Genomic DNA, 15,343 nt, shown 5'->3' with positions numbered 1-15,343 from the left:
CCTGTCTTTATTATGTTCGTTTATCGAATTCCGCAAGTTTGATGAAAGTCTTTTCGTCTTCAATTAATCCGCACGCGCCGCACTGCACTTTTATGGCGGGACCGCTGTAGGGCAGGTGAAATGGAGAAAGCTCGTCATCTGAATACGTTTCCATGATCTCCCCTGTTGCCGGATCAATCTTAACGGATGTCGGAGACTGTTCGATTAAGTTGAACCGTGTTCGGTTTGTTTTGCAGTTTGGACAAAGATAAGGAGCTGTCATATGTCAATACACCTCTTTTTTAATTAAGGTGCACAGATTCGGGCCAATTTATGAAAACCCGATTAGCGCTGTTCCCGTTTTTTGTCCAATTTGCTGAACAGTTCAATCAGCGTTTTCAGCTCTTCATCACTGAAGCTGCTGAACCGCTTGAAATAATATTCCGTTTTCTTTTCTTCAAAATATCTGATAATTTCTTTTCCCGCGTCTGTCAGATGGATTTTGATGATCCGTCTGTCTTCTTTTGACCGGACTCTCGTGATCCATCCTTTTTCAACCAACGCATCGGTTACAGCTGTGATATGGCTCGCAGAAACGCCTAAAATCGTTGCAAACTCCGTGACTTTCTTCGGACCTTGCTCACTCAGCAGGCGGAGAATCATGAATTCATTGCGGGACATCTCTTTTTCGAGCAGCTCATTTATCTCATCACGTATCTGTTTAAATACTGTGCGAAGCAGTGCTTCCATATCATACATCATTTGTTCTCTAACTTTCAAAATTTCGCCCCTCCATATAAGTAGCAAATTTCAGCTTTTTTTAAAAAGGAATGACCGAATCAGCATGAATATTATTTTTCATGAACATGATATCACTATGATACCATAATTTTCGTTTTTCAAGTGTATGTTTCAGAAGATTTTTAGTTCATTTGACCATCAATTGAACAACGATCCATGACAATGATAGATGAATACTGCTGTTTCTTAGAATTTGGCGATGGCAATGACATATTATTGTCATTTTTTCTTTTTAGGCAGCGGCTGATTTTGCGATGAGCGGGAGCAGGCTTAAAAATGAGCATGCTGTGATATAATGGTTCCCAACAAATGTTGAAAAGAAGGAGGCAGAACAGATGGCTGAAAAACGAGAACTCGCCACATTTGCCGGAGGCTGCTTTTGGTGTATGGTCAAGCCTTTTGACGAACAGCCGGGCATTATCAAAGTCGAATCCGGCTATACCGGCGGCCATACGGAAAATCCGACCTATGAAGAGGTTTGCAGCAATACAACGGGACATAGGGAAGCGGTGCAAATCACGTTTGATCCCGATGTCTTTCCATACGAAAAACTGCTGGAACTCTACTGGCAGCAAATCGATCCTACTGACAGCGGAGGACAATTCGCAGACCGCGGCGAGTCTTACCGGACAGCGATTTTTTTCCATAATAACAAGCAGCGGAAACTCGCTGAGGAATCGAAGAAAAAGCTTGAAGAAAGCGGCATCTTTAAAGATCCAATCGCGACCGACATTCTGGAAGCCGCGCCATTTTATCCGGCTGAAGAATATCATCAGGATTATCATAAAAAGCATCCTGAACGCTACACACAGTATCGGATCGGAAGCGGAAGAGAAGGATTTATACAACAACATTGGGGGCGTAAGCATGGCGAACAATAAAGAAGAACGGCTGAAGCAGCTGACCCGGATGCAGTATGAAGTGACGCAGAAAAACGGGACGGAGCCTCCATTCCAAAACGAATACTGGGATCTGCACGAAGACGGAATCTATGTCGATATCGTGTCGGGAAAACCGCTGTTTTCATCGCTTGACAAATTTGACGCACACTGCGGCTGGCCAAGCTTCACAAAACCGGTCGATACCGGGGAGATCGAAGAAAAACTTGACACTTCACACGGCATGGTTCGGACTGAGGTGAGAAGCAAGTCTGCCGATTCCCATCTTGGACACGTGTTCCCGGACGGCCCCGGACCGGACGGCCTGCGGTATTGCATCAATTCAGCAGCCCTCCGTTTCGTGCCGAAGGATGACCTTGAGAAAGAAGGGTACGGCGAATATGCCAAGCTGTTTGAAGGGGAAAAATAGATCTTAAAGGCGCTCGTCGTGTACCTTAGTATGATAAATAACCAATGGTTTGCCCTCTTTGCTCTCACAAAGCAGAGAGGGCTTTTTCATCTCCGAATTTGGAATTGAATACTCCGAGCTAGAAAGTCGAGTAGTTTCTCTATTGCTAAAGTAAAGCGGCATTAAGACTGCCGTGAGGATACCCAGCATATAGAAAAATCTGTTAACATCCCACGAAATACAAACGAAGAAAGCTGAGAAAAACGGCATGTTCAGATGACTTTTTTCAAAAGGGCCATCTTTTTTAGAGGATTTTCTGCTCTGAAAGCGAAAAACAATATAATAGAACATCTTAGAAAAGAGGCAGCCGTTGTGACATCCATTTCAAACACAGAAGACCGTTATTTAATGCTGACATGCAGCAAAAAAGTTGAGTCGCATTATCATATATACACAGATGACCAGATCCCGCAAATGTTTTCATCTCATTTTCTGCAGCTGCAGGACGAATTTCCGCTGAGAGAGCTGTACTCCCTGCTCGTTCGGGTACCCGATATTTTAAACCGAAATTATATTCATGTGAAAAGCTCTTTTAACCGCGATCTCCCTTTCACAATGAAAAAGTCGCTCTTTGATCTTGGATACATTCTTGATGAAGAATTGTTTTATTCGATCCGGCTTGCAGATTGGAAAGGAGTTTCCCCTGTGCGGGCAGAATGGGGGACGAAGAAATCTCTCATTGACGGCTGCCGCATCATGCAGGCTTATGATTCGTTGTCGATCAATGAAGCGTTTGCGAAGGAAAAGCTGCTGCGCAAGTATCGTTTTTACGAGGAAGGCATCATTCAGCTGTGTGTCTGCTACTCGGAAGAAGGAGAACCGATTGGATGTGCCGAGCTTTATCTCGATCAGGACGAAAACGTTGCTAAAATCGAGGAAGTCGCCATTTTGGAGCCTTATCAGCGGAAAGGCTATGGATCGGGCCTTATCAAGCAGATGCTCGTCGCTGCCAAACAATCGGGCATGGAATCGTGCTATCTTGTGACTTCGGGAAGCGATCAGGTGAAAACGTTTTATGAAAAGCTGGGTTTTCAGCAGAAGGGAAAGCTTACGACGATATTTAAATATTTGTTTGAATAAAGTAGGCAGGTGCACATACCAATTGGGACTTGGCCTGCATAGGCTGGGGTGTAGACTTTATACGAAAGGATGATAAGCCTGTGCATTACTCCCATTATTGCTGTCCTACTGGAGGATACGGCTACGGGTTTCACGGCAGAAACACATTTGTGCTCATCGTTGTCCTCTTTATTTTGCTCATCATTGTCGGTGCGGCTTTCATTTGCTAGCTAAAAGCCCAACGCCCGGTCGCTTGACATGCTCACAAAGCCTTCCATCCGGAAGGTTTTTTTGTTTTTGTTGTAAAATTTTACATATATATGTAATATAATCATAAGGTGAAAATATCGGACAAACGGGGGAGAAACTTTGAAATATGCTTGGGTCATTAAAGGGGACTTTTTCAGACTGTGGTCTGGAACGTTTTTATCGCTCTTTAGTTCGGTTCTTTTCTATTATTCATTGGTATGGTGGTCTTTAGCTGAAACCGGAAGCGCCCTTTCGGGAAGCGTCGTGATCGGCATCGGGCTGACTGTCTCGATTTTGATATCGCCGTTTACAGGCTGGCTTTCCGACAGGTTTCACAGGGGGAAATTGATTGCGGCTTCAGATATGATCATTTCAACTGTATTTTTAATAATCGGATTTTTGGCGCTGTCAGGCATGAGTTCAGTTATGTTACTGGCGGTTGCAAGGGTGATTGTATCGGCATGTTTGACCGCAATCGAACCTGCTGCAAGATCGCTCTTGCCGGATACACTGAGGAAAGAACAAATTGAAAAAGGAATCGCATTTCAAGAAGTGATCACACAGCTTATCCAAGTGATCGTTCCGCTTGTCACAGGGGTTCTGTTTTCCTTTCTGCATTTCGGCTGGTTATGGGTGCTGTGCGGAAGCCTCTCCTTCCTATCCATCTTTTTGGAGTGGAGAATCAAAGATAAAAGGGGCAGCCAAAAGCGTATTCCTTTTACAAACAAACAATTGTTCAGCGGTTTTACAAGCTTGCTTCAAAATAAGCCGCTCAAGTATTTGTTGTATGGGACGAGCATACAGCAGCTTGTATTCAGCGGTTTTCCAATATATATCGTCATTTGGACCTCGCTATTATTAAAAGATCAGGCTTGGCTGGGCGGCGCTTTTCAATCATTTTGGGCGTGCGGGACGCTGTCTGCGGCGCTTTTCTTGTCTTTTATCGCAAAACCGGAGCACGCAAAAGCTGCTGTGCCCGCTTTAATGCTGATTTTCGGCCTGCTTTTGTCGCCTCTAGGCTGGATTAATCATGTCGTGCTCGGCGCCGCGATTTTGATCGTCATCGGAATGATCAGCGGCGTAGTCAACATCTATATTGAAGGTTACTTGCAAAGGGTAACGGAAGGTGAAAACAGAGGCAGATCGCTGGGCGCTTTTTTTGCGGTCAACAGCGCTTTTATGCCGCTCGGCTATGCGGCCGCGGGAATGTTGTCGGATGCTGTCAGTCCCGAATATTTATTCCTCATCGTCGCACTGCCCGCGCCGTTTGCTGCGTTTTCGATGATGAGATCATTTTATTTATGGGAAAAACAGACGAAGGAAACCGTTGCTTTGCAGGACAAAACGTCAATGTGAATAAGCGCGCTTGGAAAAATAAAAGGACATGTCCTTTTATTTTTTTGTTTACACTAACGGCGATCGCTCCGAAATCAACCATTTCACTTGAAAAGAGAATGCCGCCTTTTCCCCATTCATATAATGTAAAGAAAAACCTCTCATTGGGGAAGGGGGGATGTTTTCATGTCATTTTTGATTAAGCCGGATTTGCACGCAAGCTATCCGGTCGTTCAGTATGCAAAAGGAAGCTGGATTGTCGACAATTCCGGAAAACGGTACCTTGACGGCTGTTCGGGGGCTGTTACCTGCAATCTCGGGCACGGTGTACAAGAAGTGATTGATTCTCTCAAAGAGCAGCTTGATTTCGTTTCATTTGTCTACCGTTCACAGTTTACGAGTGAACCAGCTGAACAGCTTGCCGAACTCCTTGCTGAATGGCTGCCGGGTGATCTGAATTGGTCTTTTTTTGTCAACAGCGGGTCGGAAGCTGTTGAAACCGCCATGAAAATCGCCGTTCAATACTGGCAGGAAAAAGGACAAAACGACAAAACGATTTTCCTTTCAAGATGGAACAGCTATCACGGAATTACAAACGGAGCCCTGTCGCTGTCGGGATTTTATGAGCGCCGCTACAGGTTTACGCACATGCTGCACAAGTATCCCGCCGCTTCCGCGCCAAACTGCTACAGATGCCGGCTTTCTCATCCCGACTGCCAGGAAGCGTGCGTGAAAGAAATCGAGCTCGCCATTAAAAGGATCGGCAAGCAATTTATCGCGGGCTTCGTGGCCGAACCCGTCATCGGGGCTGCTGGAGCAGCCATAACAGCGCCCGATGGTTATTACAAAAAAGTAAAAAAGATTTGCGAAGAAAATGAAATTCTTTTTATTGCGGATGAAGTCATGAGTGGGATGGGAAGAACCGGCCGGTTGCTGGCGATTGAACATTGGGGTGTGACCCCGGATATTGCCGTACTCGGCAAGGGGATGAGCGCAGGGTATTCACCGATTGCCGCAGCTGTCATATCCGATGACATCATGGAAACGGTCAAAAACGGCTCAGGAGTCATCATGAGCGGACATACGTACAGCGCAAACCCTTTTTCAACCCGTGCGGCGCTCGCCGTTCTCCGCTACATTCTGAAGCACGATCTTGTCAAACAAGCCAGGATAAAAGGGGAAAAGCTGAAAAAGATGCTGAAAGAAATCATGAAACAGTCGAGCATCATTGGCGACGTTCGGGGCAAGGGGCTTCTTATCGGGATTGAATTTGTCGCCGATCGAAAAAGCAAAAAGACATTTCCTTCATCAATGCCGGTGTCGGCTCTCGTCATTTCCGAAGCGAAAAAAAGAGGCCTGCTTCTTTATCCGTCCCAGGCGGGCATTGACGGCGGCGGGGGAGATGCGGTCATCATTGCGCCGCCCCTTACGATATCGGATCAAGAGCTGGAAGAACTTATTCATATATTTAAACATGCCGTACACGAGATTGAAAAACAAGCAGAAAAGGTGATACGCGAAAGATGACGGTCCTGAACAAACGAATTGCTGTTGAAGATGCGATTGCCGATTTGAAAGACGAAGCGACCGTCATGTTTGGCGGATTTGGGGGAGTCGGTTCACCGCCTTCTTTCATCAGTGCGATTTTGAAAAAAGGCGTAAAAAATTTAACGGTCATATGCAATGACGCAGGCTTTCCCGGCATCGGCATCGGGCCATTAATCGTCAATAACCGCGTAAGGCGGCTGATCGCTTCCCATATCGGATCAAATCCCGTTGCGGGAAAACAAATGACTGACGGTTTTCTCGCCGTTGAATTTTCACCGCAAGGGACGCTCGCGGAAAGAATCCGTGCGGGCGGCACAGGTCTTGGCGGCATTTTGACCGATATTGGGATCGATAATGACATGGTGCGTCAAGGAAAGAAGATCGTTTCTTTGAATGGTCGTGCATACCTTGCCGAAGAAGCGCTGAGTGCGGAATACGCTTTTATTTATGGGAAAACCGCCGATGAATTCGGCAATATCATCTACGACAAAACGGCGCGTAACATGAACCCGCTTATGGCGATGGCTGCTGATCGGACATTTGCCGAAGTGGAGCGGATCGTTCCCCTGGGAGAGCTGGATGAAGAAGAAATTGTAACACCCGGTGTTTTTGTCGAAGGTGTCGCTGAAACGGAAGGGGTGAACTGGAAATGGGTTTGGGAGTCATAGAGCGGGAGAGAATTGCAAAACGGGCGGCCCGCGAAATCAAAAGCGGAATGATTGTCAATCTGGGCATCGGCATTCCGTCTTTAGTTCCCAATTTTTTAGATCCGGGCACTTCCGTTATGATCCAATCTGAAAACGGGCTTCTCGGCATCGGCGAGTCGCCTGAAAAAGGAAGGGAAGATGAGAATCTTTGCAATGCGGCAGGCTGGCCTGTCACCGTAGTAAAAGGCGCTTCTTATTTTGATTCGGCTCTGTCGTTCGGCATGATCAGAAAGGGCGCGATTGATGTCACGATTCTTGGTTCTCTGCAGGTCAGCCAGTCAGGGGATCTGGCCAACTGGATCGTCCCCGGCAAAAAGGTTCCTGGAATGGGAGGGGCGATGGAGCTTGCCCAAAAGGCGAAAAAAGTCATTGTCGTGATGAGCCATACCGATAAAAACGGCGCCCCCAAACTTGTCGCCGACTGCACTCTGCCACTGACTGCAAAAGGCTGCGTTGACATGGTGATTACAGAAAAAGCCGTGATCACCATTGACAGCGGCGGCTTTGTATTAAAAGAGCTGATGAATGAAGAGGATCTTGATGATGTGCTGCGGCTGACGGATGGAAAGGTCCGGATCGAACTGCCGCTTTCGTAAGAGGAGGAATTGGATGGAGAACATAGAGAGAAAGGTGTGCGATTGGATCGATTCGCACGAGAAAAAAGCGGTTCGCCTTTTGAAAAAACTCGTCGGAGAAAAAAGCACAATGGGCAGTGAATTTACCGCCCAAGCTGTCGTCCTGGAGAAACTGAGGCAATTCGAAGCTGAAATCGATGTCTGGGAGCCGAGCATGAAGCAATTGGAACAGCACCCGCTGTTTAAATCAGACAGAACAAGCTTTAAAGAAAGCCCGAATATTACGGCTGTCAAAAGAGGAAAGGGCGGCGGGAAATCGCTGATCTTAAACGGACACATCGATGTCGTGCCTGAAGGAAACAGAAAAGACTGGGAGACGGAGCCTTTTCAGCCGGTCATGAAGCAAGGACGGATATACGGCCGGGGCACAACTGACATGAAAGGCGGCAATACGGCTCTTTTAATGGCGATGGAAGCGCTGGAGCAATGCGGGGTTCACTTAAAAGGAGACCTGATTTTTCAAAGTGTCGTAGACGAGGAGTGTGGCGGAGCCGGGACGCTGGCGGCCGTCATGAGGGGCTACAAGGCGGACGGCGCTTTGATTCCCGAGCCGACAAATATGAAAATGTTTATTAAGCAGCAGGGGTCGATGTGGTTCAGAATCACGGTCAAAGGGCTTTCTGCACACGGCGGCACAAGATATGAAGGTGTCAGCGCCATTGAAAAAAGCATGCTTGTCATCCAGTCGCTTCGCCAGCTTGAACAGGTCAGGAATAAGAGAATAACAGATTCTTTGTATGACAATATCCCGATTCCGGTTCCGATTAACATCGGCACGATCAAAGGAGGCGCATGGCCTTCATCGGTCGCTGACACGGTGACACTGGAAGGAAGGTGCGGAATCGCTCCGAACGAATCTCCTGAAGCCGTCCAGTCCGAGTTTGAAAACTGGCTCAATGATCTTCAATACCATGATGAATGGTTTAAACACTACCCTGTTGACATAGAATGGTTCGGCGCCATGTGGCTCCCAAACGATTTGGCTGAAGACCATGAACTGACGAAAGTGCTGAAATCCGCCTATCAAACCATCACGGCAAACGATCCCCTAATCGAAGCTTCCCCGTGGGCGACAGACGGCGGAATATTGTCGCACGCCGGAGGCACCCCTGTCATCGTCTTCGGTCCGGGAGAAACGAAAATGGCTCACCAGGCAAATGAATACATTGAAAAAGACGCCCTGATTCAGTCAGCCAAAATCATCAGCCTGTTTATTATGAATTGGTGTGATTATGAACGGTGAAAAGATCAGCTGTTTTGGAGGTTAAATATGGTGGAAAAATGGAGCAATGACAGCTGTACGCTTGAAGCGGATGTCGACTTGTTCAGTAAAAGAATCAGAATCATCAATTATGAAGGCGATGTGTGTTCATTTTTTCCCACCATATTGAAAGAAGCAAAAAAACACGGCATAGGGAAAATGATCGTTTTCACCAAAACGAATGACAGAAACGCTTTGCTTGAGCGGACGTTTGAACCGGAAGGGAAAATTGACGGATACTTTAACGGGCATGATGCTGACGTGTTCGTAAAATATGTGAAAGAAGACAGGCGAAAAACCGCTGACTGGCTTGCGCAGGATCAAATGCTGACAGAGCTGTTCAGCACTCCCCGCATCGCGGAGGCCCAAAACGCTTCCTTTCAAATCAGGCGGGCCGCCTCCAGTGATGCGCCTGGTCTCGCCGATCTCTACAACTGCGTCTTTCCTGTATACCCCGCGCCTGTTTCAGATCCGGCATATCTTAAGGAAGCGATGGGGAAAGGGGCTGTTTACTACCTCGCTTTTGACGGGGAAAAAGTGATTGCATCAGCAGGTGCAGACGTGAATCCCGTTTTGGGGAATGCGGAAATAACAGACTGCGCCGTCCTGCCGGAATACAGGGGCTTTTCATTGACGAGGCGGCTGATTGCCGCACTCGAAACCGATTTGAAACAAGCGGGTATCTTTTACGTTTATTCAATCGCAAGAGCAGCTTCTTTCGGGATGAACGCCAGTCTTTATCATTTATCATACTCATATAGGGGCCGGCTTTTGAACAACTGCCTCATTTATAAAACCATCGAGAACATGAACATCTGGTGCAAAAATTTAAGCCGGTCTTAAAAAGCGGTCTTCCGCGGGTTTTATATTTGAAGAGACACTTTTCACACCGGTCACATAACCTGAAAAGTATAGGGAAAATGCTGATAGGGGGATGAAAGATGGAAAACGGTCTGTTTCAGCCGAAAAGGCACTGGAAGGATATTGAGCTTTGGAAAGATGTTCCCGAGGAAAAATGGAACGACTGGATCTGGCAGCTGACCAACACCGTCAGAACGCTTGACGATTTGAAAAAAGTCGTCAATCTTACGAAAGAGGAAGAAGAAGGGGTGAGAATCTCCACAAAGACGATCCCTTTAAATATTACGCCGTATTACGCTTCACTGATGGATCCGGATGATCCGCGCTGTCCGATCAGAATGCAGTCGGTGCCCCTGGCAGAAGAAATGCACAAAACAAAATACGACCTTGAAGATCCCCTTCATGAGGATGAAGATTCGCCTGTCCCCGGCTTAACCCACCGCTATCCGGACCGGGTTTTGTTTCTCGTCACTAATCAATGCTCGATGTACTGCAGATACTGTACAAGGCGGCGTTTTTCCGGACAAATCGGCATGGGCGTGCCGAAAAAGCAGCTCGATCAGGCGATCGCATATATCCGGGATACGCCCGATGTCAGGGATGTCCTGATTTCAGGAGGGGACGGCCTTCTCATTAACGATCAAATTCTTGAATATATTTTGAAAAACCTCCGTGCGATCCCGCACGTGGAAATCATCCGGATCGGCACGAGAGCCCCGGTCGTCTTCCCGCAGCGGATCACCGACAAGCTTTGCAGCATTTTGAAAAAGTATCATCCCGTCTGGCTGAATACGCATTTCAACACGAGCATCGAAATCACGAAGGAAGCGAAGGAAGCCTGTGAAAAGCTGGTCAATGCCGGGGTGCCGGTCGGCAATCAGGCCGTTATTTTGGCGGGGATAAATGACAGCGTTTCCATTATGAAAAAGCTGATGCATGATTTAGTAAAAATCAGAGTCCGTCCGTATTATATCTATCAATGCGATTTGTCTGAAGGAATCGGCCATTTCAGAGCGCCTGTCTCCAAAGGTCTTGAAATCATTGAAGGCTTGCGCGGACACACAAGCGGTTATGCAGTCCCTACCTTTGTCGTTGACGCGCCGGGCGGGGGCGGAAAAATCGCCATACAGCCGAATTACTTGATTTCGCAAAGCCCCGATAAAGTCGTGCTCCGCAATTTTGAAGGCGTCATTACGTCTTATCCTGAGCCTGAGAACTATATTCCGGGAAGAGCGGACGACTATTTTGCCAAAATTTTCCCTGATGTAATGAAGGAAAAAGAGGAGATCGGCATATCGGCAATCTATGCGGATCAAGCTCTTTCATACACACCGGACGGCTTAAAACGGCTTGAAAGAAGGGAGAGCTATTCCACAAGGCCCGATCATGAAACATTGAAAAGCCGCCGGGCAAAGCGCGATGAATTGAAAGAAAAGAAATTCCTTGCTCAGCAAAAAAAAGAAGGCGAAGCTGAGGGGCGTGTGCAATGAAGAGGTGTGAATGGTGCAGTGAAGAAAAAGCCGGGGAAGCCCGCACGGCGGTTTATTGGGAGCTTCCTGACGGGACGAAAGCGATCGAAATCACCGATACACCTGCGGTGGAATGCGAAGGCTGCGGCATGGTCTATCAGGAGGACAATGTCACTTGGGAAATTGAAAATCAGCTGCTCTTGATCGATACAAAAAAACTGCCTTCGTCCGTTTCGTATGATGCGCTGATGAAAACAGAGCGCATATTGAAGCGCAATTACTTTGATTTTTCTTCATGAAGCCGGCTTTTTGCCGGTTTTTTTTGTTTGTATTTTTTCAGACGCCCTGTATAATAGAACATCAAAAGAGGACAGGAGGGGAGACCGTGAAGTCTTTTTACCATTATTTAATGAAATACCGCCATCCGAAACCGAAGGACGCGATCAGCGAATTTGCGAACCACGCTTATCTTGATCACGGATTTCCCAAGACATCAACTCATTACGATGAAATCAGCTCTTACCTTGAGCTTAATGGGGATTATTTATCGTCAATGACGACATTTGATGAGGCTTGGGAGCAATATATTTCGGAAACAAAGCGATAAAAAATCCGCAGTTCTGAATAACTGCGGATTTTTTACGTTCGCCTAAAGCCGGCTGGGCTTTTCGGAAAACTCATCGGGCTTTGTAACCTTAGCCCATGCGAATTAACAGCACTCAGCATACGATAAGCGTAACACGGAAGCTTCAAGGCAAGGGGGAATCCAAATATGAAGTCAAACGCGCCTAAATTCAAAGTCGGGGATGTTGTCGTTGTCGTGATGTACGGGACGGTCGGAACGATTACAAAAGTTCATAAAATCGATAAGCATTTTTTGTATGAAGTCAATCATAATGAAGTGCTTTATTTTGAAACTTCTCTTCAGCTCTACAAAGATTATGACGGGGTCATTGTCGATACGGAAAAGCTTGATATCGAATATGAATTTTTAATCGGGGATGTCGTCTATGTAAAAGATTACGGCAAAGAATTGTTTAAAATCACCGGGCACAGAACGGAAATTTGGAGATATGTGGAGGATGGCTGGGAAGACATCATTTACGAGCTGACCCGTTTGAAAGACGGGGAATGGCTTGAAACCGAAGAAGAAGATTTAACGCTCGTTCTCAGAACTTACGAAATGGACCAGTTCGTCCATCAGCTTCTGTTTGTTCATTATGTCGGCGAAGCCGGACAAGAGCTTGATGAACCGATATCTGAAAAGGTGTTTCTGCCATTCGCGGGGGATCCCGAGGAGCATGAGCATGAGCGCAACATGGCTGTTGCTGTCGTGGATGAGCTGCTTGATATTTACAATGACTATAAAGTATTGTATGAAATGTTTCAGGATGCGGAATATAAAGAAATGATGGAGTTTGTGTTAAGCAGCCTGAAGGAATATTTCAAATGATAAACAACAAATATAAAAAGTAAGGAAAACAGCCGAACACAATCAGGCCGAACATGGCTTTCAAGACCTTCCCCAATACCAGGTCAAACCCTTCTCCGTCAAGTGCTTCAAGCGTTTTTTGGATCATTTTCTTTTCCCCTTCCGGCTTTTGTCTTGTTACGACATGTATATGACAGAGGACAAACATTATGACAAACCGGTTATAAAACCGGATGCCAGCTCATACATCAGAATAAGGAGGCGATCACAATGAAAGAAATTGAACTGATGATAGATACAGAAGAAATCGCTGATTTTTTTTATCTAGAGCTGACAAGAAGAGGCTACATACCGAGCGAGGACGAACTATTCGAAATTGCCGATATCACCTTTGATTATCTGATTGCAAAATGTATGATAGATGAGCATATAGAGGATTGAAAAAAGGGACCGGGGCGCACCTGCTCCGGTTTTTCTTATAAATTTGCCCGGCGGGGGAGCCGGGTGTAAAATGTTTAAAAACAATGACAAGGAGGCACTGATTTTTTCAATGTATAAAGCACTATTTTCAGCCGCTGTCTTTGCAATGATGGCCATTCTTATCCGCATCCCGGCGGTTCAATCGTTTGATGTGAGCGTGATACAGGCTCTCGAATCTGTCAGACACCCGGTTCTCACAGCGTTTTTTAAAGCGGTGACAGAGCTTGGGTCAAGCGGCTTCATGCTGCCGCTGATGCTTGCTTTAACCTTGGTACTTGCCGTCTATAAAAAAGCAGCGGCATCACTGTATCTTTATTTGCTGTTTTTTGTTGAAAGAACGGCCAATGAAGCTTTAAAAGGCTGGGTTGCCAGAGAGCGCCCTTCGATAAACCCGCTCGTGCACGAACCGTCACACAGCTTTCCGAGCGGCCATTCAATGAATGCGGCGAGCATATATCCGTTTATCGCATATCTCTTTTTGCTCTGCATTCCTTTTTTTCAACAACGCAGCCGCGCACTTTACATGTGGACAGGCCTTATCGTCGGACTTATCGGCATCAGCCGCATGTATCTCGGCGTTCATTATATGACAGATGTCATCTCAGGATTTTCTCTCGGTCTGGCGCTGTTTTTCATCTTCAAAAAAATTGGCGAAAAGTACCCGCTTGTTCGACAAAAGTAGTCAAAGGGATTGAGCCGCGAAGCGCCAATTGTATAAAAAAAGGAGGGATCTGTATTGCCGTTAATGTTTCAACTGTTTAAAAAGAAGCTGACACCTTATGATGTGACGATTTTTCAAACGCCTTGCTTTGGTGAAGATAAGGGATATGAAATGGTTTACAGAACGGAAATAAACGGCAGAACCCATGAAGATGTGCTGGAACGGACATTTTCCACTTTCAATGTTTATGACACGGTGCCGAATGATTATAAGGCGAGATTCCTTGCAACAGGCGACATCGTTTTAATCGATGAAGGAAGAAAGGGAAAAACCTATTATAAACTGCTGTCTACGGGATGGAGCAAAATCAACCGCATTTTGCTGCAGTCATCGTAAAGCTGAAAAAACTGCGGAAGCGCTGTCCGCAGTTTTTTTATGTTGTATTCTTTCGTTTTCTGGCGCTGAATTCCTTTTCGTGTGCATCCTCTGCCGCGATGACGTCCTTTGTCGGGATGTGGTTGTTCTTTTTCTGACCGGTGACTCTGTTTCGCTGTTTTTTGCCCATCATTTATGACCTCCTTCCTAAAAAATAGGATGACTAAACGCCCCGCTATTTATCCAAGAGAAAGTCGTCTTTATTCTGTCATATTGATCGCGGCCGGGTAGACATACGGCTGCTTCGGCTCGCTGATCTCCTTCCATCGCTTCGTGCGGATGATCGGGATGACAGCGCCGTTATAAGATGCTTTGCCGAGCGTTCCTTCCAATTCAATCCATGTATCAGGCTGCAATTGCTCAGCGCCGCTCCATTCGGCGAGAAACCCGATCAGGCTGGCGTCTGCGATGCAGTGTGTGATCATAAATCGGGACAGCACGAGCTGGCGTGCGCTCAGCCCCGCTTCCTTATGGACGAAGCCTTTGACCGTGATTTCTTTTCCAATGTAATGATCAAGACGGCTTGTCACTTCATCATAATAGTCTGCAAACATATCGTCATTCATGACAATTCGCTTTTCATGCTTAAATTGCTCCATCTTCCGGTCATACGCCGACTTCGGCATCGCTGAATCGGCGAGCCCCTGCTGAATCTCCGGTGTCATGACATGTTCCTTTTCGCCTTCGGTTTGAGGGGCGATCTCCGTTTTGGTGAGCATCGTCCCTTTATTGGCGGCGACAGACGAATTCAGTACAGCCGGGGAAAGGGTGAATCCGGTGATAAGGGGAAGCGTGATTACGCCATAATGCATCAGCCTGATGAAAAAAGGCTTTGATTCGTCATGATCATGTCCGCAGCCGCAATCTCCAGAGTGGTCATCCTTCACCGTCCAGACCCTTGTCAGCTGAATGATAAACAGAAACGCAAACACACCTGCGGCGATGAGGCTTGTGTAATCGTATTTCGGATTGATCAGCTTATTAATTTCCCCTGTGTAATGGAGCTTGAAAATAAAGACGGAAAAAGCCGCCAACACGAGTGCGCGCAAAAATTGCCGAGGCTGAAAAACCATTGGTGAAACCT

At 46.6% G+C, this 15,343-nt stretch carries 22 protein-coding genes; 17 read left to right on the top strand and 5 right to left on the bottom strand.

The features are described 5' to 3' along the window. Positions 1 to 10: 10 nt before the first annotated feature. Positions 11 to 262 (bottom strand): hypothetical protein, encoded by a 252-nt coding sequence (locus MHB72_RS12275; RefSeq protein WP_020451864.1) that lies wholly within the window; start codon positions 260 to 262, stop codon positions 11 to 13. Between the two features lie 62 nt (positions 263 to 324). After that, a complete protein-coding gene (locus tag MHB72_RS12270) occupies positions 325 to 759 on the bottom strand; it encodes a MarR family transcriptional regulator (RefSeq protein ID WP_020451863.1) in 435 nt (144 codons plus the stop codon). A gap of 356 nt (positions 760 to 1,115) precedes the next feature. On the opposite strand from MHB72_RS12270, the gene msrA reads away from it, so the two are divergent. The 14 genes from msrA to MHB72_RS12200 all read left to right on the top strand — a co-directional run bounded on the left by msrA (position 1,116) and on the right by MHB72_RS12200 (position 12,704). Next, a complete protein-coding gene (gene msrA, locus MHB72_RS12265) occupies positions 1,116 to 1,661 on the top strand; it encodes a peptide-methionine (S)-S-oxide reductase MsrA (RefSeq protein WP_043054355.1) in 546 nt (181 codons plus the stop codon). Next, positions 1,648 to 2,088 (top strand): peptide-methionine (R)-S-oxide reductase MsrB, encoded by a 441-nt coding sequence (gene msrB, locus MHB72_RS12260; RefSeq protein ID WP_020451861.1) that lies wholly within the window; start codon positions 1,648 to 1,650, stop codon positions 2,086 to 2,088. Before msrA ends, msrB begins: the two co-directional genes overlap by 14 nt. A 351-nt stretch (positions 2,089 to 2,439) precedes the next feature. Then, entirely contained in the window at positions 2,440 to 3,207 is a 768-nt protein-coding gene (locus MHB72_RS12255) for a GNAT family N-acetyltransferase (protein WP_096748193.1), read from the top strand. A gap of 80 nt (positions 3,208 to 3,287) precedes the next feature. Then, the gene (locus MHB72_RS12250) at positions 3,288 to 3,416 is read left to right on the top strand and encodes a YjcZ family sporulation protein (RefSeq protein WP_003182774.1); all 129 of its coding nucleotides are present in this window, start codon (positions 3,288 to 3,290) and stop codon (positions 3,414 to 3,416) included. Between the two features lie 139 nt (positions 3,417 to 3,555). Then, positions 3,556 to 4,791, top strand: coding sequence for an MFS transporter (locus MHB72_RS12245; RefSeq protein WP_020451857.1), 1,236 nt, complete (start codon positions 3,556 to 3,558; stop codon positions 4,789 to 4,791). A 165-nt stretch (positions 4,792 to 4,956) separates the two neighbouring features. After that, entirely contained in the window at positions 4,957 to 6,297 is a 1,341-nt protein-coding gene (locus MHB72_RS12240) for an aspartate aminotransferase family protein (RefSeq protein ID WP_020451856.1), read from the top strand. Next, positions 6,294 to 6,986, top strand: coding sequence for a CoA transferase subunit A (locus MHB72_RS12235; RefSeq protein WP_020451855.1), 693 nt, complete (start codon positions 6,294 to 6,296; stop codon positions 6,984 to 6,986). The genes MHB72_RS12240 and MHB72_RS12235 overlap by 4 nt, the downstream gene beginning before the upstream one ends. Beyond that, positions 6,968 to 7,621, top strand: coding sequence for a 3-oxoacid CoA-transferase subunit B (locus MHB72_RS12230; protein WP_020451854.1), 654 nt, complete (start codon positions 6,968 to 6,970; stop codon positions 7,619 to 7,621). Before MHB72_RS12235 ends, MHB72_RS12230 begins: the two co-directional genes overlap by 19 nt. A 13-nt stretch (positions 7,622 to 7,634) precedes the next feature. Next, complete coding sequence (locus MHB72_RS12225) at positions 7,635 to 8,903, top strand: peptidase (protein WP_020451853.1); 1,269 nt, start codon at positions 7,635 to 7,637, stop codon at positions 8,901 to 8,903. Positions 8,904 to 8,930: 27 nt separating this feature from the next. Further along, positions 8,931 to 9,764 carry a putative beta-lysine N-acetyltransferase gene (ablB, locus tag MHB72_RS12220; RefSeq protein ID WP_216920219.1) on the top strand — a complete coding sequence of 278 codons (834 nt, stop codon included), beginning with the start codon at positions 8,931 to 8,933 and terminating at the stop codon, positions 9,762 to 9,764. 98 nt (positions 9,765 to 9,862) lie between these two features. After that, positions 9,863 to 11,272, top strand: a complete 1,410-nt coding sequence (ablA, locus tag MHB72_RS12215; RefSeq protein ID WP_020451851.1) for a lysine 2,3-aminomutase — start codon at positions 9,863 to 9,865, stop codon at positions 11,270 to 11,272. Further along, positions 11,269 to 11,550 (top strand): YokU family protein, encoded by a 282-nt coding sequence (locus MHB72_RS12210; protein ID WP_020451850.1) that lies wholly within the window; start codon positions 11,269 to 11,271, stop codon positions 11,548 to 11,550. Before ablA ends, MHB72_RS12210 begins: the two co-directional genes overlap by 4 nt. Before the next feature lie 86 nt (positions 11,551 to 11,636). Then, the gene (locus MHB72_RS12205) at positions 11,637 to 11,858 is read left to right on the top strand and encodes a YozE family protein (RefSeq protein ID WP_020451849.1); all 222 of its coding nucleotides are present in this window, start codon (positions 11,637 to 11,639) and stop codon (positions 11,856 to 11,858) included. Between the two features lie 165 nt (positions 11,859 to 12,023). Then, complete coding sequence (locus MHB72_RS12200; RefSeq protein WP_020451848.1) at positions 12,024 to 12,704, top strand: hypothetical protein; 681 nt, start codon at positions 12,024 to 12,026, stop codon at positions 12,702 to 12,704. Here the strand turns inward: MHB72_RS12200 and MHB72_RS12195 are convergent. Beyond that, positions 12,697 to 12,831: a hypothetical protein gene (locus MHB72_RS12195; RefSeq protein WP_020451847.1), complete on the bottom strand. Its 135-nt coding sequence runs from the start codon at positions 12,829 to 12,831 to the stop codon at positions 12,697 to 12,699. The genes MHB72_RS12200 and MHB72_RS12195 overlap by 8 nt on opposite strands. Positions 12,832 to 12,953: 122 nt before the next feature. Here MHB72_RS12195 and MHB72_RS12190 point away from each other — a divergent pair, with 122 nt between their 5' ends. From MHB72_RS12190 to MHB72_RS12180, 3 genes are all read left to right on the top strand, one after another. Continuing rightward, entirely contained in the window at positions 12,954 to 13,124 is a 171-nt protein-coding gene (locus MHB72_RS12190; protein WP_020451846.1) for a YozD family protein, read from the top strand. Positions 13,125 to 13,233: 109 nt separating this feature from the next. Further along, entirely contained in the window at positions 13,234 to 13,845 is a 612-nt protein-coding gene (locus MHB72_RS12185) for a phosphatase PAP2 family protein (protein WP_041817450.1), read from the top strand. A 63-nt stretch (positions 13,846 to 13,908) separates the two neighbouring features. Beyond that, positions 13,909 to 14,220 carry a YodL domain-containing protein gene (locus tag MHB72_RS12180; RefSeq protein WP_173636688.1) on the top strand — a complete coding sequence of 104 codons (312 nt, stop codon included), beginning with the start codon at positions 13,909 to 13,911 and terminating at the stop codon, positions 14,218 to 14,220. A 37-nt stretch (positions 14,221 to 14,257) separates the two neighbouring features. Here the strand turns inward: MHB72_RS12180 and MHB72_RS12175 are convergent, their stop codons facing one another. Together MHB72_RS12175 and MHB72_RS12170 are read right to left on the bottom strand one after the other, a co-directional pair. Beyond that, positions 14,258 to 14,389 carry a hypothetical protein gene (locus tag MHB72_RS12175; protein ID WP_020451843.1) on the bottom strand — a complete coding sequence of 44 codons (132 nt, stop codon included), beginning with the start codon at positions 14,387 to 14,389 and terminating at the stop codon, positions 14,258 to 14,260. 70 nt (positions 14,390 to 14,459) lie between these two features. Then, complete coding sequence (locus MHB72_RS12170) at positions 14,460 to 15,332, bottom strand: TIGR03943 family putative permease subunit (protein WP_020451842.1); 873 nt, start codon at positions 15,330 to 15,332, stop codon at positions 14,460 to 14,462. Positions 15,333 to 15,343: the final 11 nt, after the last annotated feature.

This window comes from Bacillus sp. FSL K6-1284, from assembly GCF_038002625.1.
GTDB classification, from domain to species: Bacteria; Bacillota; Bacilli; order Bacillales; family Bacillaceae; genus Bacillus; species Bacillus paralicheniformis.
Note: the sequence above shows the minus strand (reverse complement) of the source record. Positions and strands in the feature narration are given on the sequence as shown.